Raw genomic sequence first — 21,671 nt, forward strand, 5'->3', positions numbered from 1 at the left:
TGGTGGCTATGACGGGATTCGAACCTGTGACCCCCGCATTATGAGTGCGATGCTCTAACCAACTGAGCTACATAGCCAACCTTGCTTCCGGTGAGTCGTTACCTCGTCACCGTGCGGGCCGAATTATGCGTATCTGGCTCTGGGGCGTCAACCATTTTTTTGCCAGAAAAACTCAATTTGAGTGCGTTTGGCCAGTTATTGGTCTCTGTTGCGCAAAAGCCCAACAATCTGCATTTTTTTACGTCATCTCCTGCTTTGGTGTAACGGCAAAAGATAAAAAGGGAGGCTCGTGAGGGTTGCCTTGTCATAGGGGAGAGAGGAGAGGGAAGGGGGCTGCCACTGGGAGAGAAGAGTGTTTGGCTCCTTTCTATGTCGTCCAGTTGCTACTTTTTAAATCAATATCTTATTCGATGGTCACTCACGGCAGCGTTGTCTTGTGGGGATTTGCTGCTACAAACGGGTCAACATGGAGATTTTTGACATACCACTGACATTTCAAAGGCGCTTTTTGCGGTTTTGAGTGCTGCCAGCGTAGCCGCGCTCCCCGATTACAATATGGGTTGTTGTCATTTGAGTTCCATATAAGGAGGTTCTGGCCGACAAGCCGGGAGTGAGCGTCATTTTTGCGAGCCGTCTCACCCCTCTTTCCCCTGACGCAACCCGGTCAAGTCGGTAAGCTTGGCAGAGTCACCAAAGGCAAGGACGCCCGATGAACTTCACTTTTCGCCAGATCCGCTATTTCGTGGCCGTTGCCGACAGTCTGTCGGTCAGCCGTGCAGCCCAGGAGCTGCACATCTCCCAGTCCGCCGTCACCGGCGCCATTCGCGAGCTGGAAGAGGGGGTGGGTGCCACTCTGTTCGAGCGTGGCCCGCGCGGGGTGACGCTCACCCCTCAGGGTCACCAGTTTCTGCTCCATGCCCGGCGCATCCTTGGCGCCATGAGCGATGCGGCCCACTCTCTCAAAGGAACCGCACGGGAAGAGGAGGGGAGTCTCACCATTGGTGTCACCAGTCTGGTGGCGGGTTACTACCTCTCCGATGCCCTCGGCCGCTTTCGCCGCCTCTTTCCGGCTGTGCATATAGAAGTGAAAGAGGATGAGCAGGCGTTTCTCGAGCACCAGCTGGTCAATGGCGAGATCGATGTGGGGCTCTTGATGACCAATCGCACCATCCGCCATGAGGCTTTTGATACCGAGCTGCTGACCCGCTCACCGCTGCGGCTCTGGCTGCCGGTCAATCACCCCCTCTGCGCCCAGCCCTCCATCTCGTTGACCGAACTGGCCAACGAGCCGCTCATCGCCCTCACTGCCGACCAGATGGAGCAGGTGATTCAGGCTGGACTGCGTCGTTATGGCCTGCGGCCGCGCATCGTGCTGCGCACCGGTTCGGTGGAGGCGGTGCGCAGTCTGGTGACCAGCCATCTCGGTCTGGCCCTGCTGCCGGATTTTGCCTATCGCCCCTGGTCGCTGGAGCAGGAGCGGGTGGAGGCGCGGGAGATCAAGGAGCCGATCCCCGCCATCGATATCGGGCTGGTGTGGCGACGCGGCTCGCGTCTGCCGTGGGCGGCGCGCGAGTTTATTGAAATAGCCAAGGAGCAGGGGCGGCTGCGCGCCCGGCTTGGGCCGGCCAGATAGGGTTCATACGACATCGGTATCACTTTTACTGATAGCTTGGCCCCTGAAAATTGAAATTCTCATTGCTCTTTCCTTCCCCTACGCTCACTCAAGCGTTAACAGGATGTTAATTTACTACTGGAGAAGGAGATCACCATGAGACTGACCGCACTCTGTCTCGGATTGCTGGCGTCGTCCCTGCCGCTGCACGCAGCGCAGAAAGGGGAGGGACAGGTCGACATCGTCGCCTGGGCCGGCTACGTGGAGCGGGGCGAAACCGACAAGAACTACGACTGGGTTACCGGTTTCGAGCAGGCTACCGGCTGCAAGGTGACGGTCAAGACCGCCGCTACATCGGACGAGATGGTCGCCCTGATGAATGAAGGGGGCTTCGATCTGGTGACCGCCTCGGGAGATGCCAGTCTGCGTCTCATCGCCGGTGGCAAGGTACAACCCCTCGATCTGTCGCGCATCCCCAGCTGGAGCAAGGTTGATCCCCGTCTGCAAAATGCCCCCTGGCACACGGTAAACGGCAAGCACTACGGCGTGCCCTACCAGTGGGGCTCCAACGTCCTGATGTACAACACCAAGGTATTCCCCAAGGCGCCCGACTCCTGGTCCGTGGTGTTCGAAGCTCAGACCCTGCCCGATGGCAAGCCCAACAAGGGGCGCATTCAGGCCTTTGATGGCCCCATCTATATCGCCGATGCCGCTCTCTATCTGATGACTCACAAGCCGGAGCTGGGGATCAAGGATCCCTATGAGCTGAACGAGGATCAGTACAAGGCAGCGCTGGAGCTGCTACGCCAGCAACGGCAGCTGGTCGGTCGCTATTGGCACGATGCCTTCGTGCAGATCGACGACTTCAAGAATGAAGGGGTGGTGGCGTCGAGTTCCTGGCCGTTCCAGGCCAATACCCTGGCCGCGGACAAGCAGCCGGTCGCCACCGTGGTGCCCAAAGAGGGGGTCACCGGCTGGGCCGATACCACCATGCTGCACGCCGAAGCCAAACACCCGGTTTGTGCCTATCAGTGGCTCGAACACTCCCTCGACAACAAGCTGCAGGGAGATCTCGCCTCCTGGTTTGGTTCCGTGCCTGTGGTTCCTGCGGCTTGTCAGGGTAATGCCCTGCTTGGCGCCGAAGGGTGCAAGACCAACGGGGCTGACAACTTCGCCCGGGTGCACTTCTGGCGTACCCCGGTCAGCCAGTGCAAGAGCCAGGGTACCTGCGTCCCTTATTACCGCTGGGTCTCCGATTACATCGCCATTCTTGGCGGCCGCTGACACGTCCGGGCCGGCTTGCCGGCCCCTCACTCTGGAGTCAATTCATGCACGCAGTTCAGTTTGAACGGGTGAGCCGTCACTATGGCGCCGTCAAGGCGGTGGACGAGGTGTCGCTGGCCATCGCGCCGGGGGAGTTCTTCTCCCTGCTGGGGCCGAGCGGTTCCGGCAAGACCACCTGTCTGCGGATGCTGGCAGGGTTCGAGTACCCGACCGGTGGCACCATCCGCCTCTTTGGCGAGGAGTGCTCGACGCGTCCACCCTACGAGCGCCCACTCAATACCGTCTTTCAGGATTACGCCCTCTTTCCCAACATGAATGTGCGGGACAACATCGCCTACGGGCTGATGATCAAGGGGATCGACAAGGCCACCCGCCACCGCCGCGCCGACGAGATGCTCGAACTGGTGCGCCTGCCCGGGGTGGGGGATCGCCGCCCGGGTCAGCTCTCCGGTGGTCAGCGCCAGCGCATCGCCATCGCGCGGGCCCTCATCAATCAGCCACGGGTGCTGCTGCTGGATGAACCGCTCGGCGCCCTCGATCTCAAGCTGCGCGAGCAGATGCAGCTCGAACTCAAGGCGCTGCAGCGCCAGCTCGGCATCACCTTTATCTTCGTGACCCACGATCAGCAGGAGGCGCTCTCCATGAGCGACCGCATCTGCATCTTCAATCAGGGTCGCATCGAGCAGGTCGCCTCTCCCGAGACCATCTACGACACGCCAGCCACCCCCTTCGTGGCCCGCTTTGTCGGCAGCGTCAACCTGTTCGAAGGGGAGGCCGCCCGCCGTCTTACCGGGCAGAGTGGTCAGGTGATGGTGCGCCCGGAGCGGATCCGGCTCGCCACGGCCGGTGTGCCCGGCTGGTCCGGCGAGGTGCGCGAGGTGGAGTATCTCGGCCCCTATGTGCGCTACCGGGTACGTATCGACAGTGACATCGAACTCATCGTCAACCACCCCAACGAGGGACAGGCACGCCTGCCGCTCGGAGAGCGGGTCTCGCTGAGCTGGGCGGCACCTGCCGTGCATGCTCTGGGTGCAACCCCATGAACAGTGCGAGTCTGACCATGCCAACCGTGCTTCCCCCTGCACCGCTGCGTCGGCGCCTCTCGAACCTGCTTTATGGCCGCTCCGGTCTGCTGCTGGGGATCTTGCTTGGGCCGCCGCTCATCTGGCTTGGCCTCATCTATGCCGGCTCCCTGCTGATGCTGCTCTCCAACTCCTTTTTCGGGCTCGACGAGTTCAGCGGCCAGATCCGCCACGAGTTCACCTGGCAGAACTTTATCGATCTGGCGCGCCCCGAAAACCGGGATGTGATCCTGCGTACCGTTGCCATGTCTCTGCTGGTGACGCTGGCCTGCGCCCTGATCGCCTTTCCGATCGCCTATTACATGGCGCGCTACACCAGAGGGCGGCAGCGAGCTTTTTTCTATATCGCCATCATGCTGCCGCTCTGGTCGAGCTATCTGGTGCGGGTCTACGCCTGGAAGCTGATCCTCGCCAAGGAGGGGGCGGTGAACTGGCTGGCGGGTCAGCTGGGGCTGGACGGGGTGTTGCAGGCACTGCTCAGTCTGCCGGAGATTGGCGGCCCCTCGCTGTCATTCTCACGGATCGGCACCTTTATCGTCTTCGTCTATGTCTGGCTCCCCTTCATGATCCTGCCCATTCAGGCGGCCGTGGAGCGGATCCCTCTCTCCCTCATCGAGGCGAGCGCCGATCTCGGGGCCACTCCGGGGCAGACCTTCCGTACCCTGCTGCTGCCGCTGGCGCTGCCGGGTGTAGTGGCCGGTTCCATCTTCACCTTCTCGCTGACCCTTGGCGACTACATCATCCCGGGCATTATCGGCAACTCTACCCTCTACATCGGTCAGGTGGTCTACATGCAGCAGGGGACGGCGGGCAACCTGCCTTTCGCCGCGGCTTTCTCGCTGGTGCCCATCCTCATCATCGCCGTCTATCTGATGGTTGCAAAACGTCTGGGGGCTTTCGATGCGCTTTGATCAACCGGGTCGTACCCTGCGGGTAGCCGCTTACGGCGGGCTCGCCTTCCTGCACTTTCCGATCCTCTTTATCTTTCTCTATGCCTTCACCACCGAGAGCAAGAGTTACCAGTTCCCGCCGCCGGGCTTTACCCTCCACTGGGTTGCGGTGACCTTCGAACGGCCCGATGTCTGGCGCGCCATCCAGCTCTCGCTGGAGGTGGCGAGCCTTGCCACTCTGGTTGCCCTGCTGTTGGGGACGCTGGCCGCTGCCGCCATCGCCCGTAGCCGCTTCTTCGGTCAGGAGATGGTCTCGCTGATGCTGATCCTGCCTATCGCCCTGCCGGGGATAGTGACCGGTCTGGCGCTGCGTTCGGCCTACGGTGCGCTGGAGATCCCCTTCAGCTTCTGGACCATCGTCATCGGCCACGCCACCTTCTGCGTGGTGGTGGTCTACAACAATGCGCTGGCCCGTTTTCGCCGTACCAACCGCTCGCTTATCGAGGCATCGATGGATCTCGGGGCCGACGGTTTCCAGACCGTGCGTTACGTCATCCTGCCCAACATCGCCACTGCGCTGCTGGCGGGGGGCATGCTGGCCTTTGCCCTCAGCTTTGACGAGGTGATCGTCACCACCTTTACCGCCGGCCAGCAGACCACGCTGCCCATCTGGATGTATCAGGAGCTGATCCGGCCGCGAGATCGCCCGGTCACCAACGTGGTTGCCCTTATCATCGTCGCCGTCACCACGGTGCCGATCCTGCTCGCCTATTACCTGACCCGCGATGGCAACGACGCCGTGCGCTAATTACCAAGGAAGGTTATTCATGAACATTTCGACCCAGCAACTTATCGACGGCCAGTTTGTAACAGGAGAGGGCCCGAGCGAACCGGTACTCAACCCCGCGACCGGTGAGCTGATTGTCCAGCTGCCGGAGGCCTCCTTCGAGCAGGTGAGCCGCGCCGTCAACGCCGCCCAGCGAGCCTTTGGCACCTGGCGTCATACCACGCCGGCGACCCGCAGCAACCTGCTGCTGCGCCTTGCCGCCGCCATCGAGGAACGGGCCGAGGCCTTCGCCGCCATCGAGTCCCTCAACTGCGGCAAGCCTTATACAGCCGTGTTGGGTGACGAGTTGCCGGCGGTAGTGGACTGCTTCCGCTTCTTTGCCGGAGCGGCCCGCTGTCTGCACGGGCCGCTGGCGGGCGAGTACCTCGACGGCCACACCAGCATGATTCGCCGTGACCCTATCGGGGTGGTGGGCAGCATCGCCCCCTGGAACTACCCGCTGATGATGGCCGCCTGGAAGATTGCCCCCGTGCTGGCGGCCGGCAATACGGTGGTGCTCAAGCCATCGGAGCAGACTCCGCTGAGCGCTCTGCTGCTGGCGGAGATTGCCAGCGAGATCTTCCCGCACGGGGTGATCAACATCATCTGCGGCCGTGGCGAGAGTGTGGGGGCGCCAATGGTGGAGCATCCGCTGGTGCGGATGGTGTCGCTCACCGGCGATATCGCCACCGGTCAGAAGATCCTGCAGAGCGCGGCGCGCACCATGAAGCGCACCCACCTCGAACTGGGTGGCAAGGCCCCGGTCATCATCTTTGACGATGCGGATCTCGATGCGGTGGTGGCTGGCATTCGCACCTTCGGTTTCTACAATGCCGGGCAGGATTGCACCGCCGCCTGCCGCATCTATGTGCAGAACAAGTTGCACGACCGCTTTGTTGCCGCCCTGACCGATGCCGTCTCCTCCATCAAGGTGGGCACCCAGCACGAAGAGGGGGTCGAGATGGGGCCGCTTATCTCCGACCGCCAGCGCCATCGGGTAGCGAGCTTTGTCGAACGGGCCGTCACCAGCGGCCATATGGAGGTGACTACCGGCGGGCGGATGCGCCCCGGCAGCGGCTTCTTCTACGAGCCGACCCTGATCGTGGGGGCCCGTCAGGAGGACGAGATCGTGCGCCGCGAAGTGTTCGGCCCCGTGGTGTCGGTGACCCGTTTCAGCGATGCCGAGCAGGTGGTGCAGTGGGCCAATGACTCCGATTATGGTCTCGCCTCCTCGGTCTGGACCCGCGATCTGGGGCTGGCCCACAAGGTGGCGGCGGGGCTTCAGTATGGCTGCACCTGGATTAATACCCACTTCATGCTGGCCACCGAGATGCCCCACGGCGGGATGAAGATGTCCGGTTACGGCAAGGATCTCTCCCTCTATGCGCTGGAGGATTACACGGTACCGCGTCACATCATGGTCAAGCTCTAGCAATCAGCGCTGAGCCACGGCCTGGTGAAAGTGGCAAGGCCGCGTTGCTATGCGCAAAAGAAAAAGCCCATCCGTTGCCGGATGGGCTTTTTGTCGTCCCGGGCCGCAAACTGCGGCCAGCGCAGGATTAGACGTTGAACAGGAAGTTCATGATATCGCCATCTTTGACGATGTAGTCCTTGCCTTCGGCGCGCATCTTGCCCGCTTCTTTGGCGCCCTGCTCACCCTTGTAGGTGATGAAGTCTTCAAAGGCGATGGTCTGGGCACGGATAAAGCCCTTCTCGAAGTCGGTGTGGATCTTACCAGCCGCTTGCGGGGCAGTGGCGCCGACCGGAATAGTCCATGCACGCACCTCTTTCACGCCGGCGGTGAAGTAGGTCTGCAGGTTCAGCAGCTGGTAGCCGGAGCGGATAACACGGTTCAGACCCGGCTCTTCGATGCCAAGGTCTGCCATGAACTCGGCGCGATCTTCGTCGTCCAGCTCGGCGATGTCAGCTTCGATGGCGCAGCAGACGACCACGACAACTGCGTTCTCGGCAGCAGCGATCTCGCGCACCTTGTCCAGATAGGGGTTGTTCTCGAAACCATCTTCCGCCACGTTGGCGATGTACATGGTGGGTTTGAGGGTCAGGAAGTTGAGGTGGCTGACCGCGGCCAGCTCTTCCTTGTCCAGCTTCATGCCACGGATCATCTGGCCGTTTTCCAGCGCGACCTTGATCTTCTCCAGGGTTTCGACTTCCAGCTTGGCATCCTTGTCGCCGCCCTTGGCGCGCTTGGACTGGCGGTGAATGGCGCGCTCACAGGCGTCCAGATCCGACAGGGCCAGCTCGGTGTTGATCACTTCGATATCGTCAGCCGGGGAGACCTTGCCGGCAACGTGAATGATGTTTTCGTCGTCGAAGCAGCGCACTACGTGGCCGATCGCTTCGGTTTCACGGATGTTGGCCAGGAACTGGTTGCCCAGACCTTCACCTTTGGAGGCACCTGCTACCAGACCGGCGATGTCGACGAATTCCATGGTGGTAGGCACAACGCGCTGCGGATTGATGATGGCAGCCAGCTGATCGAGGCGCGGATCCGGCATCGGTACTACACCGGTGTTCGGTTCGATGGTGCAGAACGGGAAGTTGGCGGCTTCGATACCGGCCTTGGTCAGCGCGTTGAACAGGGTGGATTTGCCTACATTGGGCAGGCCCACGATACCGCATTTAAAACCCATGGATTGTTACCTTACTTGATGGATGCTGTGAGGCTCGCCCGCAGGCGGCCCGTGTCATGCTTTATTCGGCCTTGAAGCTGTGCAGCCGGTTCATTGCCTTGGTCATATCTTGTTTGAACAGGATGTCGGTGGCACGCAGGGACTCGTCCAGTGCGGCATCGATCAGGTTCTGTTCACTGCTGGGCGCCTTGGTCAGTACGAAGCCGGCGACCAGCTCCTTGGCTCCGGGATGGCCGATCCCGAGGCGCAGCCGGAAGAAGTTATTGTTGTTGCCCATCTTGGCGATGATGTCCTTGAGGCCGTTATGGCCACCGTGACCACCACCCTGCTTGAACTTGGCGATGCCCGGGGGCAGATCCAGTTCATCATGGGCCACCAGAATCGCTTCCGGCTCAATCTGATAAAAACGCGCCAGAGCGGCGACCGCCTTGCCGGAGAGGTTCATGTAGGTGTTCGGGATGAGCAGTCGCACATCCTGCCCATCAACCAGAATGCGGGCCGTGTGGCCGAAGAACTTGGGCTCTTCGCGCAGGCTGACATTGTGCCAGCGGGCCAGTTGCTCCACATACCAGGCGCCCGCATTGTGGCGGGTTTTGGCATATTCCGGGCCGGGATTGCCCAGTCCGACGATCAGTTTGATTTGGCTTGTCACGCTTGATGTCTTCACTCGCAGCTGCCGTGGGCACACTACCCAGGGCAATAGGACGCAATATTCTAGCCGCCGAGTGGCGATCACTCAACCAATGTGCATGTTATGGCGGGATTTGAGCGATTTTGGCGGCCAATGGATGACAAACGGGCCTCTTGCGAGAGGCCCGTTCTCTGTCGATTTGCTGATGACCCGGTTATTTGGCGCGCAGCAGGGTGACAGTTTCCTCATCCAGCGCGGTCAGGGTGGGGCGGGCATCGCGCACATACTCGACGAAGGAGGCTGCATCGGTACCGCAATCGACCCCGGCGGCCTTGCAGTCGAGGGATTTGCCCGGGGCATAGACGGCGCCGAGCAACTCGCCGTTTTGTGCAACTCTCAGCACCGGGAAGGCGGTCAGCTTGCCGTTGACGCTGGCGATGTCGACCCGCTCGCTCTTCTGACGCTGGGCATTGGCCAGTGCCTGCCAGCCGTCGTTGCCGTTGGCGCTGTAGGCGTTCATCACCACGCGATAGCGCTGACTATCCACCAGATCCTGCCACTCGCCGCTCGCCGTCTTGTGCTGCAATTGGGTCAGTGTGCCCGCTTTGCCTGCGCTGGTCTCCTGGAAGGTGTAGCGCAGGTGGCCACCATAGGGGAACTTGCCGGCATGGGCGCTGGCGGGCAAGGTGGCGGTGATGGTCTCGGTCAGCAGGGCACGCACCTCGGCGCCGGTCAGGGTCAGCACCGCGAGCTGGTTCTTGAACGGCAGCAGGGTGAGGGCGCTGTCCCCCTCGCGCCACTCGCCGGCCGGCAGCTCGGCGCGCACGCCACCCACCGCCACCAGAGCGAAGTCGACCGGACCACCGGTCAGGGCCTGAACAGCCGGGGTATTGGCCCAGTAGAACTCCCCTTCGGCAACCAGCGGTGCCACGTCGGAGCCGTGGTTGTCGCTGCCGTTGTCGCCGGGGCGACGGGCATTTTGCAACTGCTCGGGAATAGTGCCGATCACCGGGCCATAGGCCTTCTCCAGCGCCGGTTTGTAGTGGCTGTCGATGATGCCGCGCAGGCGGGGATCTTCATCCACGGTAACCAGATTGGGCTGGTTGTCGACGAACTGGCTCGCCTCCTTGCTGCGGTTCTCGTCGAGGGGCTGCTTGCGCGCCGCATCGGCGAAAAAGTCGCGGCTGGCCAGCAGGCTGTTGTGGCCCTGGCAGTCGGTCACATGACCCTGACCATCAAAGCTCACCTGCGCCAGACCAATGGCCTGGGCGTAGGAGCCAGCCTGCACCACGCAGGTCTTGCCGATGCCGTCCGGGTTGGTCACCAGCTTGGCGTATTCGCCGGTGTTGCCCCAGCCGATATTGCGAAAATCGCCGAGCAGGCTGTGGGAGTGACCGCCGACGATGGCATCAATGCCGTTCACCTTGGCGGCCAGCGCCAGATCCCGCTCGTTGCCGATGTGGGTGAGCGCCACGATCTGGTGGATCCCCTTGGCTTGCAGCATATCCACCGTGGCCTGGGCAGATTCAACCTCTTTGGCAAAGCGCAGCTTGCCGACGTTGGGCGCAATGTTGCCCATATCTTCCAGCACCAGACCGATGACTGCGACCAGCTGTTTGCCTTGCGGCAGGTTGTTGATGTCGGTGACCGGGCTCTTCTGGTTGCCGTCAAAGGCGTAGACAGTGAAAGGCTTGAGATTGGCCACCTTGCTGAGAGCGGGATCGGCCTTGGTATCGAGGTTGGCGGCCAGAACCGGGAAGTTGACCCCCTTGATGAAGCGGGCCAGCTTCTGGTTGTCGAGATCGAATTCGTGGTTGCCAAGGGCCATGGCATCGAGGCCGAACTGGTTGAGCAGCTCGGCGTTGGCCATCCCCTCGTTGAGCTTGAAGTAGCCGCTGCCCTGCCAGGCATCGCCGCCGTGCAGCAGCAGCATGGCGTGGTTCTGGGCCAGCGCATCGGCCTGATAGGCCTTGGCCATGGTCAGCAGCCGCGGGTAGCCGCCAAAACGGGTGTAGAGGGTATCGGTCTCTCCCTCCTTTGCAAAGATATGCCCCTTCAGCTCGGCGTTGACCGAGTCAAACTGGGAGTGGGTATCGTTCATGTGAGCCAGCGTCAGCACGAAGGGCTGATTTTCTTTGGCAGGCTGACAGGCGAAGAGGGCGGAGGTCAGGGTCGCAAGCAGGAGGGGGCGCAAGCCATTCATGGGTAAATCCTTAACACCTGCCACAGGCAGGGTCGTACATATAGCCGGGGTCTAGAAAGACGAAAACCGCCTGATGGCGGTTTTCGTTATTGCTGAATCTATCAATGCTCAAACATGGCAGAGATGGACTCTTCGTTGCTGATGCGACGAATGGCTTCGGCCAGAACAGTCGAGAGGGTCAGCTGTTTGACTTTGCCAACTGCCTTCATCTCCGCGGTGAGCGGGATGGAGTCAGTGATGATCAGTTCGTCGATCACGGAGTTCTTGATGTTCTCGACGGCAGAACCGGAGAAGACCGGGTGGGTAGCGTAGGCGAATACACGCTTGGCACCGCGCTCTTTCAGGGCTTCTGCAGCTTTGCACAGCGTGCCGCCGGTATCGATCATGTCGTCAACGATGATGCAGTCGCGGCCGGCAACGTCACCGATCAGGTGCATGACCTGGGAGACGTTCGGACGGGGACGACGCTTGTCGATGATGGCGATGTCGGTATCGTCCAGCAGCTTGGCGATGGCGCGGGCGCGCACTACGCCGCCGATGTCCGGCGATACAACGACAGGGGACTCGAGGTTCTTGGACTTCATGTCTTCGAGCAGCACCGGGCTACCGAATACGTTGTCTACCGGAACGTCGAAGAAGCCCTGGATTTGCTCGGCATGCAGGTCAACGGTCAGCACGCGATCCACACCCACGCTGGAGAGGAAGTCAGCGACAACCTTGGCGGTGATGGGCACACGGGCGGAGCGGACGCGACGGTCCTGACGGGCATAACCAAAATAGGGGATTACGGCAGTGATACGGCCAGCTGAAGCACGACGCAGTGCATCCACCATGACGATCAATTCCATCAAATTGTCGTTGGTCGGGGCACAGGTGGATTGAATGATGAAGATATCGCCACCACGTACATTCTCGTTGATCTGTACGCTGATCTCGCCGTCGCTAAAGCGACCTACGGCAGCATTGCCGAGTTTGATAAACAGGCGATCTGCGATCTTCTGGGCTAGTTCCGGCGTTGCGTTACCAGCAAACAGCTTCATGTCAGGCACGGTTTGAAACCTCGGGGTTGCATCCAGTATGTGGGGGAGTCTGAAATCAGACCCTTATCGTTTTGGGGCAAACGATTTAGCCAGACAACGAGCAAGGGATTAGCCGCATCGGGATGGCAGAAAGGGGGGTGAGCCCTGCGACGTGGGCGAGCACGACATCGCCCGCGTCACTGCCATCAGATCAAATTGGCTGGGGTACTAGGATTCGAACCTAGGGATGGCGAGATCAAAACCCGCTGCCTTACCGCTTGGCGATACCCCAATCATTTGAATTGTTGCAAAGTGGCGAGGAGTGGTGATATGTTCTCGCTCTTGGCGACAAACCCATCCAGCCCCTTCGGCACTCTGGCCAACACTTCCCGAGCAGTCACTTCGTCTTCAAACTGAGCAAAGACGCAGGCTCCTGTGCCCGTCATTCTTGACGGCGCGTATTCTAGCAACCAGCCGAGCGCATTGGCAACCTCGGGGTGGCGCTTTTTCACGAGTGCTTCGCAATCGTTTTTCCACTCCCCCTCCATCAGGTTGTGCAAAGCCATCTTCGGAGTGGCTCTGGGCAGGTCCGGATCCTGGAACACGACAGCGGTTGCCACATGGCAATCCGGCTTGAGCACCAGATACCATGACTCGGGCAATTCAACCGGTTGCAGCCGCTCGCCAACCCCTTCGGCAAAGGCCGCCCGGCCACGGACAAAGACCGGCACATCGGCGCCCAGCTGCACGCCAAGCGCTGCCAGTTCATCTTCGCTCAAACCCGCTTGCCAGAGGTGGTTAAGTGCCACCAGCGTAGTCGCTGCATCGGACGAACCGCCGCCAATGCCGCCGCCCATGGGTAGCACCTTCTCCAGCCGGATATGGGCACCTTGCGGGCTCGGCAGCTTTGCCTGCAGCAGGCGGGCAGCACGGATGATGAGGTTCTGTTCATCAGGTACGCCCGGAATGGCCGGGCTCAGGGTGAGGGTGTTGCTATCTGGAATCACCTCGAATTCGAGCCAGTCACCGTGGTTGAGGAAGATGAACAGGGTTTGCAGCTCGTGGTAGCCGTCCGGACGACGGCCATTGACGTGCAGGAACAGGTTGAGTTTGGCCGGTGCCGGCCAGCGTGTGGAAGCCATTAGCGTGCAAGAGTCCATTGGTTGATCTGAAGCTTGAGGCGGCTGCCCTGACCGGTCATGGTCAGCTGGTGGGGCAGGCGGTAGCCATCCTGATCCCGATAGTCGCCATAGACGATCTGCCACTGGCCATCACGGACGCGGGCCAGACTGCTGTCGGGGTTGAGCTCGAAGTCGGCTTCGCCCGGCAGCCCCTTGATCCACTCCGGCAGTCCGGCGACCGGAATGTTCCAGCCGGTGAGCTGATAGATAAGCCCTTCGGCATCCTGGCTCTGGTGGCGCTTGCCCTCGCTGTCGATCAGGGTGATTTCGCCCTTGCTGCGAGATAGCTCGAGAATGCTGGTGCCGATCAGGCTGGTGAGGTTGAGCCGATAATCATCGCCATCCTGCTGCCAGTTGAGGCGGGCGCTGCCCTTTTGCTGGGGGGTGATGATGGCCATCTTGCCGGAAAGCTCCCAATGGGTGAGCTGTTCGAGGCGGGTTCGCTCCTGATCCCAGTTGACCTGGGCCCGCTGGGGCTGGGTGGTGGCACAACCACCAAGGATCAGCAGGCAGGCGAGGGTAAAAATACGTAGCAGCAAGAGAAGGCTCCAGAGAGAGGAATTTGCCACAGTATACGGGGCGGCCGTATTGCTTTTAAAGACTTACCCTTTCTCGTACAATTGGCAGCCTTTGCACCCAGCGTATGAAATGATCGTCGCCCACTCATGAGTTTGCTTGCCCTCGGAATCAACCACAACACCGCCAGTGTCGCCTTGCGGGAGCGGGTCGCCTTTGGCCCGGACTGCATCGATCGCGCCTTGCGTGAGCTGGTGAACCAACCCGGCATCAACGAGGCGGTGATCGTCTCCACCTGCAACCGGACCGAGCTCTACTGCAATCTGGCCGGTGAACAGCAGAGCGAGGTGCTGCGCTGGCTGCAGCAGTTCCACGGGCTGGATGCGGCGGAACTGGTCAGCGCCATCTACCAGCACCATGACGAAGAGGCGGTGCGCCACCTGATGCGGGTGGCGTGCGGGCTCGACTCGCTGGTGCTGGGAGAGCCGCAGATCCTCGGCCAGATCAAGCAATCCTACGCCCATGCCCAGCAGGCGGAGTCGGTGAAGGGGGCGCTGGAGCGGCTGTTCCAGAAATCCTTCTCGGTGGCCAAACGGGTGCGTACCGATACCGAGATTGGCGCGAGCGCCGTGTCGGTGGCTTTTGCGGCCGTCAGCCTTGGCCGCCGCATCTTTGCCGACCTCTCCCAGACCAAGGTGCTCTTGGTCGGTGCCGGCGAAACCATCGAGCTGGTGGCCCGCCATCTGCGTGAACAGAACGTGACCCAGATGATGGTGGCCAACCGGACTCTGCAACGGGCCCAGACCCTGGCTGCCGAATTTGGCGCCCAGGTGATGACGCTCGAAGAGATCCCCGATTATCTGCATGAGGCGGATATCGTCATCAGCTCGACCGCGAGCCCGCTGCCCATCATCGGCAAGGGGATGGTGGAGCGTGCCCTCAAGGCCCGCCGCTTCAAGCCGATGTTTCTGGTCGATATCGCCGTACCGCGCGACATCGAGGCGGAAGTGGATGAGCTCTCCGACGCCTACCTCTACACGGTGGATGACCTGCAAGGGATCATCGAGCAGAACCTGGAGACCCGCAAACGGGCCGCGGCACAAGCCGAGGTGATCGTGCAGGAGGAGCGCGACGAGTTCATGGGCTGGTATCGCGGCCAGAGCTCGGTTGATCTCATTCGCGACTACCGTCAGCAGTCCCAGCAGGTCGCTGACGAAGAGTTGCAACGCGCCCTGCTGGCACTGGCCCAGGGCGAGAGTGCCGAACAGGCGCTCAAGGCGATGGCCCATCGCCTCACCAACAAGTTGATCCATGCGCCGACCCAGGCCCTGCGCCAGGCGGCCTCCCAGGGCGACGAGAGTGCGCTGTCCCGTCTGCGGCAGGCACTGGGGTTGTCACAAGAGTAATTTTTCGGGGCTACCATGCTGGTGGTCCCGTCCTCCATTTGAGATTGCAAGAGTTATGAATCCGTCACTGATCAGAAAGCTGGAAGGCCTCATCGAGCGCCACGAAGAAGTTCAGGCCATGCTCGGCGAGCCCGACGTGGTTTCGGATCAGGAGCGCTATCGCGCCCTGACCCGTGAATATGCCCAGCTGGAAGATATCGTTCACGCCTTCCAGCGTTTCCGTCAGGCGCAGGATGATCTGGAGACGACCCAGATGATGCTGGAAGAGGATGATGCCGACCTGCGCGAGATGGCGCAGGAGGAGCTGCCGCTCGCCAAGGCCAATCTGGAGGCGCTGGAGCAGGAGCTGCAAGTGATGCTGCTGCCCAAGGATCCCAAGGATGACAACAACTGCTATCTGGAGATCCGGGCCGGGGCCGGCGGTGACGAAGCGGCCATCTTCGCGGGCGATCTGTTCCGCATGTACTCCCGCTTTGCCGAGCGTCAGGGCTGGCGCGTCTCCATCGTCAGCTGCAACGACGGGGAATATGGCGGTTACAAGGAGGTCATCGCCAAGATTGACGGCGAGCGTGTCTATGGCCGTCTCAAGTTTGAATCCGGTGGTCACCGGGTACAGCGGGTGCCGGAGACCGAATCTCAGGGGCGGGTGCACACCTCCGCCTGTACCGTCGCGGTACTGCCGGAAGTGCCGGAAGCCGAGCAGATCGAGATCAACCCCTCCGATCTGAAGATCGACACCTTCCGCGCCTCCGGTGCCGGTGGTCAGCACGTCAACAAGACTGACTCGGCCATCCGCATCACCCACCTGCCGACCGGTCTGGTGGTGGAGTGTCAGGACGAGCGCTCCCAGCACAAGAACCGCGCCAAGGCGATGTCGGTGCTCTCCGCCCGCCTGCAAGCGGCCGAGGATGAGCGTCACCGCGCTGCCGAGCAGAGCACCCGCCGCAATCTGGTGGGTTCCGGTGATCGCTCCGAGCGCATCCGGACCTACAACTATCCGCAGGGCCGTCTCTCCGAGCACCGTATCAACCTGACCCTGTACCGTCTCTCCGAAATTTTGGAAGGGGATCTGGACTGCGTTATCACCCCGCTGGTGCAGGAGTATCAGGCCGACCAGCTCGCCTCGCTGGCCGAGAGCAATTGATGCAAATGCAGAACCGGCAAGCTCGTATTCAGAACTGCCTGATTAAGGTGGGACGGCACTGATGCAGATCCAGCAGGCTCGTGCCCATATCATGACCGTACTGGCTGAGGGGGAGTCCCCTCGCGCCGATGCCGATGTGCTGCTCTGTCATTTGCTTGACTGCCGGCGCAGCTATCTGATGACCTGGCCAGAGCGTGAGCTGGATGCCGCCCAGCAGGCCACTCTGCAGACGTGGCTGGCCCGTCGTCTCAACGGCGAGCCCATTGCTCATCTCGTTGGCGAGCGGGAGTTCTGGTCGCTGCCGTTGAAAGTGAGCCCGGCGACCCTGATCCCGCGCCCCGATACCGAGGTGCTGGTGGAGCAGGCGCTGATGAAGATCCCGCAAGGGCCCTGCGCCGTGCTGGATCTCGGTACCGGCACCGGCGCCATCGCGCTGGCCATCAAGTCCGAGCGACCCGAGCTCGATGTATGGGCGGTGGATAGGATGGCGGACGCTGCCGCACTGGCGCGTGAGAACAGCGCGGCGCTGGGGTTGCCCATCGAGGTGCGTGACGGCAGCTGGTTTGCTCCGCTCGATGGGCAGGCCCCCCGTTTTGCGGTGATTGTCTCCAATCCCCCCTATATTGATGGCGCCGATCCCCATCTCGAGCAGGGTGATGTACGCTTTGAACCGCGCTCGGCGCTGGTGGCGGACGAAGCGGGACTGGCGGATATCCGCCACATTGCGACCCATGCCCCGGCCCATCTGCACAGCGAAGGGTGGCTGCTGCTGGAACATGGCTGGGATCAGGGGATGGCGGTGCGCCAGCTGTTGCTGGATCTCGGCTATCGCAGCGTAACCACGGTGCGCGATTACGGGGAGAACGAGCGGGTCACTCTGGGCATGTGCCCGGCCTGCTGAATCTCTTAACTACCGGTTTGACGGGCAGGGGCGCGGCCTCTGCATCGAGGATTGATATTGAATAGCTATCTTGTGCTCAAGCATCTGCATCTCACCCTGATTGGCGGTGCCGTGCTGATGTTTATGCTGCGTTTTTACTGGGTTCAGGCCGGTTCTGGCCGGGCATTCAGCGCACCCGTGCTGAAAAGCAGCGGTCTGCTCAACGGACTGGTGGTGCTCTCCGGCATACTGCTTTGCGTGGTGCTGGGTCTCAACCCGCTCAATAACGGCATTCCCTGGCTCAGCGAGAAGCTGACGGGGATCCTGGTATTGGTCTTTCTGGCGGCGATGGCGCTGCGGCTGGCCAAAAGCAATCTGGTGCGCTGGTGCTCTTTTCTGGGGGCGCTCGGCTGGATCTACTTTATTGCCAAGTTGGCAGTGCTCAAACAGGCGAGTTTGTTCGGTTAAGGCATGAAGAGCATGTTACGTATAGACGAATGGACCGATTTTGAAGCCCATGAGCTAACCGAGCTGGCCCTGGCGGTCAGCGACGAAATCTATGGCTCGGTCGAGCAGGGGATCCGCGAGCTGCAGCTGCTGGACGAGTGGCTGGACGAGCAGATCGAAGAGGGCACCTGCGACGAGGTGCGCCAGCAACTGCTGCGTGGGTTCTATCAGAGCCTCGGGTTTTACGGCGACTGGCAGGATTACTTCTCGGCCGACAATTGCGACATCAATCAGGTGTTGCTGCAGCGCAAGGGGATCCCGGTCAGTCTCGGTATCCTCATCATCCAGCTGGGACGCAAGCTCGGGCTCGATGTAGAGGGGATCTGCTTCCCGGGCCACTTCCTGGTGAGCTTTGCCGGCGGCGAGGGGGAGGTTTATGTCGATCCCTTCACCGGCGATGAGCTGAGCCTGGCCCGTATCGAACTGCTGCTGCGCGGTGCGCTCGGCGATCTGGCCACCCTGACCCCGGATTACCTGCAGCCCTCTGGCCAGTGGGAGATCATCGAGCGGCTGCTCAATGTCAGCAAGGGCGCCCTGCTGCGGGAAGACCGCATGTCCGAGGCGCTACGCTGCAGCGAGTTATTGCTGCGGATGAAGCCGGGCGATCCGCTGGAGACGCGGGATCGCGGCTTTATCTACGAGCAGCTCGATTGTCCCCGTCAGGCTGCCGACGACTTTGAATACTTTATTGAACAATGCCCGGACGATCCGGTAGCCGACGTGCTGAAAGTGCAGCTGGCTGCGCTGGATTTGACCCCCAAGCCCCTCCATTAAGGATGTCTTAGATGGAACAGAAGAATATCAAGATCAACGAGATCAACGTTGCCAATGACAAACCGTTCGTGCTGTTTGGCGGCATGAATGTGCTGGAGTCTCGCGACATGGCGATGGCGGTGTGCGAGAAGTACGTGGAAGTGACCAGCAAGCTGGGCATCCCGTTTGTCTTCAAGGCGAGTTGGGACAAGGCGAACCGCTCCTCCATCCACTCCTATCGTGGACCGGGTCTGGAAGAGGGGATGAAGATTTTCCAGGAGCTGAAAGCGACTTTCGGCATGCCGGTGATCTCCGATCTGCACGAGCCCCATCAGGCCAAGCCGGTCGCCGAGGTGGTTGACGTTATCCAGCTGCCCGCCTTCCTGGCGCGCCAGACCGATCTGGTAGAGGCGATGGCCCGTACCGGCAACGTTATCAACATCAAGAAGCCGCAGTTCCTCAGCCCAAGCCAGATGAAGAACATCACCGACAAGTTCGAGGAGTGCGGCAACGATCGCCTGATCCTGTGCGAGCGCGGCGTCAACTTCGGTTATGACAACCTGGTGGTAGACATGCTGGGTCTGGGCGTCATGAAGAAGAGCACTGGTGGCTATCCGGTTATCTTCGACGTGACTCACTCCCTGCAGTGCCGCGACCCGCTGGGTGCTGCGTCCGGCGGTCGCCGCGAGCAGGTCACCGAGCTGGCGCGTGCCGGTATGGCGGTTGGTCTGGCCGGTCTCTTTATCGAGTCCCACCCGGATCCGAAAATTGCCCGCTGCGATGGCCCGAGCGCGCTGCCGCTCGACAAGCTGGAAGGCTTCCTCAAGCAGATGAAAGCGATCGACGATCTGGTCAAGGGCTTCGAGCCGCTCGATACCTCTGTCTGATTGGCTCCATAACGCTGGTTAAGACTGACAAGGCCCCGCATGCGGGGCCTTGTCATTGGTTCAATCCCCGCTGTTTTTCCCTCATGTCAGACTGCTTCCCCCTCATTGCGTGCCACCCATCAATTAATAATCAGTGAATAAATATTTATAAATGGTTACTAATGTTGCGTGATCGGTGTCGCTTAACTCCATTTTTTAACATGAGATGATGGCGCTACAGTCACCAGTGCGCGGCATCAGCCGATCCAGGATTCGTTACGTCTCCTGCGGGTTGCTTTTGCCTGATGCATCGGGGCTGCATACCAATAAAACAGAACAACACACCGACAACGGAAGGGATGAAGCAGCATGAGTAAAAAGATTATGGGCAGCCTCTATTTTCAGGTACTGCTCGCCATAACCCTCGGGGTATGTCTTGGCCACCTCTATCCCCAATTGGGGGCCGACATGAAACCCCTTGGCGATGGTTTCGTCAAACTGATCAAGATGATTATCGCCCCCGTCATCTTCTGTACCGTGGTGACAGGGATTGCCGGTATGGAGAGCATGAAGGCCGTTGGCAAGACCGGTGCCATCGCCCTCGTCTATTTCGAGGTGGTCAGCACCATTGCCCTTATCATCGGCTTGTGCGTGGTGAATCTGCTGCAGCCGGGTGCAGGCATGAACGTTGATCCTGCCGCACTGGATGCCAGCGCCATCGCCGTCTATGCCGAGCAGGCCAAGTCACAGGGGATCATTCCATTCCTGCTCGACATCATTCCGGGTAGCGTGATCGGTGCCTTTGCCAGCGGCAACATCCTGCAGGTGCTGCTCTTTGCCGTGCTGTTTGGCTTCTCCCTGCACCATATCGGCGAGAAGGGGAAAATAATTTTCGGGGTCATCGAGAGCTTCTCCACCGTCATCTTCGGCATCATCAACATGATCATGAAGCTGGCGCCGGTAGGGGCATTCGGTGCCATGGCGTTTACCATCGGCAAATACGGGGTGGGTTCTCTGGTGCAACTGGGCCAGCTTATCGCCTGCTTCTATCTCACTTGCCTCTTCTTCATCTTTATCGTGCTGGGCAGCATCGCCAAAGCCTCCGGTTTCAGCATCCTGCGCTTCATCTCTTACATCCGCGAGGAGCTGCTGATCGTGCTGGGTACTTCCTCCTCCGAGTCAGCTCTGCCGCGCATGCTGGACAAGATGGAGAAGCTGGGTTGCCAGAAATCGGTAGTCGGGCTGGTCATTCCGACCGGTTACTCCTTCAACCTGGATGGCACCTCCATCTATCTGACCATGGCAGCCATCTTCATCGCCCAGGCGACCAACACCCCGCTCGATCTGTTCCATCAGATCACGCTGCTGGTGGTGCTGCTTATCTCCTCGAAAGGGGCGGCCGGGGTCACCGGGAGCGGCTTCATTGTGCTGGCTGCGACCATCTCCGCAGTTGGCCACCTGCCGCTGGCCGGTCTGGCGCTGATCCTGGGGATAGACCGTTTCATGTCGGAAGCGCGGGCGCTGACCAACCTGATTGGCAACGGGGTTGCGACCGTGGTGGTGGCAAAATATTGCAAGCAGCTGGATGTGAAGAAAATGGAGGGCGTGCTGGGCCGCAAGGGCGGGGTTCTGGAAACCGAAAAGGTGTAACGGAGCCTGTCAGGCTGAACGCAACGCAATAAAAAAACGGCCCTCGGGCCGTTTTTTAGTGATATCCATGGATGCCATCACTTCATGACAGAGAGTGAATTACAGGCTCTGGGTGAAGGTACGGGTAACAACGTCACGCTGCTGTTCCGGGGTCAGGGCGTTGAAGCGCACTGCGTAGCCGGAAACGCGGATGGTCAGCTGCGGGTACTTCTCCGGGTTGGCGATTGCATCTTCCAGAGTTTCGCGACGCAGTACGTTGACGTTCAGGTGCTGGCCACCTTCAACGGCAGGTTCAGCTTGAACAGGCAGCTCGCGGTATTCGAACTGACCCAGATCAGCCAGTTGAACTTCCTGATCGGCAGCAAAGGCGTCGCCTTTGACACAGATGCAGCGAGCCTGTTGCTTTTCTTCGTCCAGCAGCCAGAAAGAGTTCAGCAGAGCGGTGTTGGCGGCCTGGGTGATTTGAATGCCTTTGATCATGGTATGACTCCTCAATGGGAACGCGAATCCAACTGTAAGGAAATTACCCTGATGTATTTAAGCTACCGAGGATATCGACGACTTAAAGGG

General features: G+C 60.6%; 19 protein-coding genes, 2 tRNA genes and 1 pseudogene. 13 read left to right on the forward strand and 9 right to left on the reverse strand.

All coding sequences use genetic code 11. From position 1 onward, the window contains the following. Window positions 1-77 (reverse strand) — tRNA-Met (locus NOM67_RS15340). Between the two features lie 632 nt (window positions 78-709). Here NOM67_RS15340 and NOM67_RS15345 point away from each other — a divergent pair. The 6 genes from NOM67_RS15345 (at window position 710) to NOM67_RS15370 (ending at window position 7,126) form a co-directional block, all read left to right on the forward strand. After that, on the forward strand, window positions 710-1,633 hold the full coding sequence (locus tag NOM67_RS15345; protein WP_033115308.1) for a LysR family transcriptional regulator: 924 nt from the start codon (window positions 710-712) through the stop codon (window positions 1,631-1,633). 135 nt (window positions 1,634-1,768) lie between these two features. Further along, complete coding sequence (locus NOM67_RS15350; protein WP_033115309.1) at window positions 1,769-2,896, forward strand: ABC transporter substrate-binding protein; 1,128 nt, start codon at window positions 1,769-1,771, stop codon at window positions 2,894-2,896. A 44-nt stretch (window positions 2,897-2,940) separates the two neighbouring features. Beyond that, the gene (locus NOM67_RS15355) at window positions 2,941-3,939 is read left to right on the forward strand and encodes an ABC transporter ATP-binding protein (RefSeq protein ID WP_041210697.1); all 999 of its coding nucleotides are present in this window, start codon (window positions 2,941-2,943) and stop codon (window positions 3,937-3,939) included. Further along, window positions 3,936-4,889: an ABC transporter permease gene (locus NOM67_RS15360; RefSeq protein WP_104014120.1), complete on the forward strand. Its 954-nt coding sequence runs from the start codon at window positions 3,936-3,938 to the stop codon at window positions 4,887-4,889. The genes NOM67_RS15355 and NOM67_RS15360 overlap by 4 nt, the downstream gene beginning before the upstream one ends. Then, window positions 4,879-5,676 (forward strand): ABC transporter permease, encoded by a 798-nt coding sequence (locus tag NOM67_RS15365; RefSeq protein ID WP_033115312.1) that lies wholly within the window; start codon window positions 4,879-4,881, stop codon window positions 5,674-5,676. Before NOM67_RS15360 ends, NOM67_RS15365 begins: the two co-directional genes overlap by 11 nt. Before the next feature lie 19 nt (window positions 5,677-5,695). Continuing rightward, complete coding sequence (locus NOM67_RS15370; RefSeq protein WP_255938435.1) at window positions 5,696-7,126, forward strand: gamma-aminobutyraldehyde dehydrogenase; 1,431 nt, start codon at window positions 5,696-5,698, stop codon at window positions 7,124-7,126. Window positions 7,127-7,253: 127 nt separating this feature from the next. Here the strand turns inward: NOM67_RS15370 and ychF are convergent, their stop codons facing one another. From ychF to lolB, 7 genes and pseudogenes are all read right to left on the reverse strand, one after another. Next, complete coding sequence (gene ychF, locus NOM67_RS15375; RefSeq protein WP_033115314.1) at window positions 7,254-8,345, reverse strand: redox-regulated ATPase YchF; 1,092 nt, start codon at window positions 8,343-8,345, stop codon at window positions 7,254-7,256. A gap of 61 nt (window positions 8,346-8,406) precedes the next feature. Next, the gene (gene pth, locus NOM67_RS15380; RefSeq protein WP_033115315.1) at window positions 8,407-8,997 is read right to left on the reverse strand and encodes an aminoacyl-tRNA hydrolase; all 591 of its coding nucleotides are present in this window, start codon (window positions 8,995-8,997) and stop codon (window positions 8,407-8,409) included. Window positions 8,998-9,190: 193 nt separating this feature from the next. After that, entirely contained in the window at window positions 9,191-11,179 is a 1,989-nt protein-coding gene (locus tag NOM67_RS15385) for a bifunctional UDP-sugar hydrolase/5'-nucleotidase (RefSeq protein WP_255938436.1), read from the reverse strand. Window positions 11,180-11,280: 101 nt separating this feature from the next. Then, window positions 11,281-12,228, reverse strand: a complete 948-nt coding sequence (locus NOM67_RS15390; RefSeq protein WP_005343846.1) for a ribose-phosphate pyrophosphokinase — start codon at window positions 12,226-12,228, stop codon at window positions 11,281-11,283. Between the two features lie 187 nt (window positions 12,229-12,415). After that, window positions 12,416-12,490, reverse strand: a tRNA-Gln gene (locus NOM67_RS15395). Further along, window positions 12,470-13,340, reverse strand: a pseudogene (gene ispE / locus NOM67_RS15400) (4-(cytidine 5'-diphospho)-2-C-methyl-D-erythritol kinase). Before ispE ends, NOM67_RS15395 begins: the two are co-directional and overlap by 21 nt. After that, window positions 13,340-13,918: a lipoprotein insertase outer membrane protein LolB gene (gene lolB, locus NOM67_RS15405; protein WP_033115318.1), complete on the reverse strand. Its 579-nt coding sequence runs from the start codon at window positions 13,916-13,918 to the stop codon at window positions 13,340-13,342. The pseudogene ispE and the gene lolB overlap by 1 nt, the downstream one beginning before the upstream one ends. A 126-nt stretch (window positions 13,919-14,044) precedes the next feature. Here lolB and hemA point away from each other — a divergent pair, with 126 nt between their 5' ends. The 7 genes from hemA to NOM67_RS15440 all read left to right on the forward strand — a co-directional run bounded on the left by hemA (window position 14,045) and on the right by NOM67_RS15440 (window position 21,101). Further along, complete coding sequence (gene hemA / locus NOM67_RS15410; RefSeq protein WP_255938443.1) at window positions 14,045-15,301, forward strand: glutamyl-tRNA reductase; 1,257 nt, start codon at window positions 14,045-14,047, stop codon at window positions 15,299-15,301. A gap of 55 nt (window positions 15,302-15,356) precedes the next feature. After that, complete coding sequence (gene prfA / locus NOM67_RS15415; protein WP_033115320.1) at window positions 15,357-16,445, forward strand: peptide chain release factor 1; 1,089 nt, start codon at window positions 15,357-15,359, stop codon at window positions 16,443-16,445. Window positions 16,446-16,506: 61 nt separating this feature from the next. Beyond that, on the forward strand, window positions 16,507-17,346 hold the full coding sequence (gene prmC, locus NOM67_RS15420) for a peptide chain release factor N(5)-glutamine methyltransferase (RefSeq protein ID WP_255938446.1): 840 nt from the start codon (window positions 16,507-16,509) through the stop codon (window positions 17,344-17,346). A gap of 57 nt (window positions 17,347-17,403) precedes the next feature. Then, window positions 17,404-17,793, forward strand: a complete 390-nt coding sequence (locus NOM67_RS15425) for a SirB2 family protein (protein WP_071913149.1) — start codon at window positions 17,404-17,406, stop codon at window positions 17,791-17,793. A 12-nt stretch (window positions 17,794-17,805) separates the two neighbouring features. After that, complete coding sequence (locus NOM67_RS15430) at window positions 17,806-18,606, forward strand: SirB1 family protein (RefSeq protein ID WP_255938447.1); 801 nt, start codon at window positions 17,806-17,808, stop codon at window positions 18,604-18,606. 11 nt (window positions 18,607-18,617) lie between these two features. After that, a complete protein-coding gene (gene kdsA / locus NOM67_RS15435; protein ID WP_041210704.1) occupies window positions 18,618-19,472 on the forward strand; it encodes a 3-deoxy-8-phosphooctulonate synthase in 855 nt (284 codons plus the stop codon). A gap of 348 nt (window positions 19,473-19,820) precedes the next feature. Continuing rightward, complete coding sequence (locus NOM67_RS15440) at window positions 19,821-21,101, forward strand: dicarboxylate/amino acid:cation symporter (RefSeq protein WP_139394168.1); 1,281 nt, start codon at window positions 19,821-19,823, stop codon at window positions 21,099-21,101. Window positions 21,102-21,200: 99 nt separating this feature from the next. Here the strand turns inward: NOM67_RS15440 and grcA are convergent, their stop codons facing one another. Next, the gene (grcA, locus tag NOM67_RS15445) at window positions 21,201-21,581 is read right to left on the reverse strand and encodes an autonomous glycyl radical cofactor GrcA (RefSeq protein ID WP_033115325.1); all 381 of its coding nucleotides are present in this window, start codon (window positions 21,579-21,581) and stop codon (window positions 21,201-21,203) included. Between the last annotated feature and the right edge of the window lie 90 nt (window positions 21,582-21,671).

The organism is Aeromonas sp. SG16 (genome assembly GCF_024436135.1).
GTDB classification, from domain to species: Bacteria; Pseudomonadota; Gammaproteobacteria; order Enterobacterales; family Aeromonadaceae; genus Aeromonas; species Aeromonas jandaei.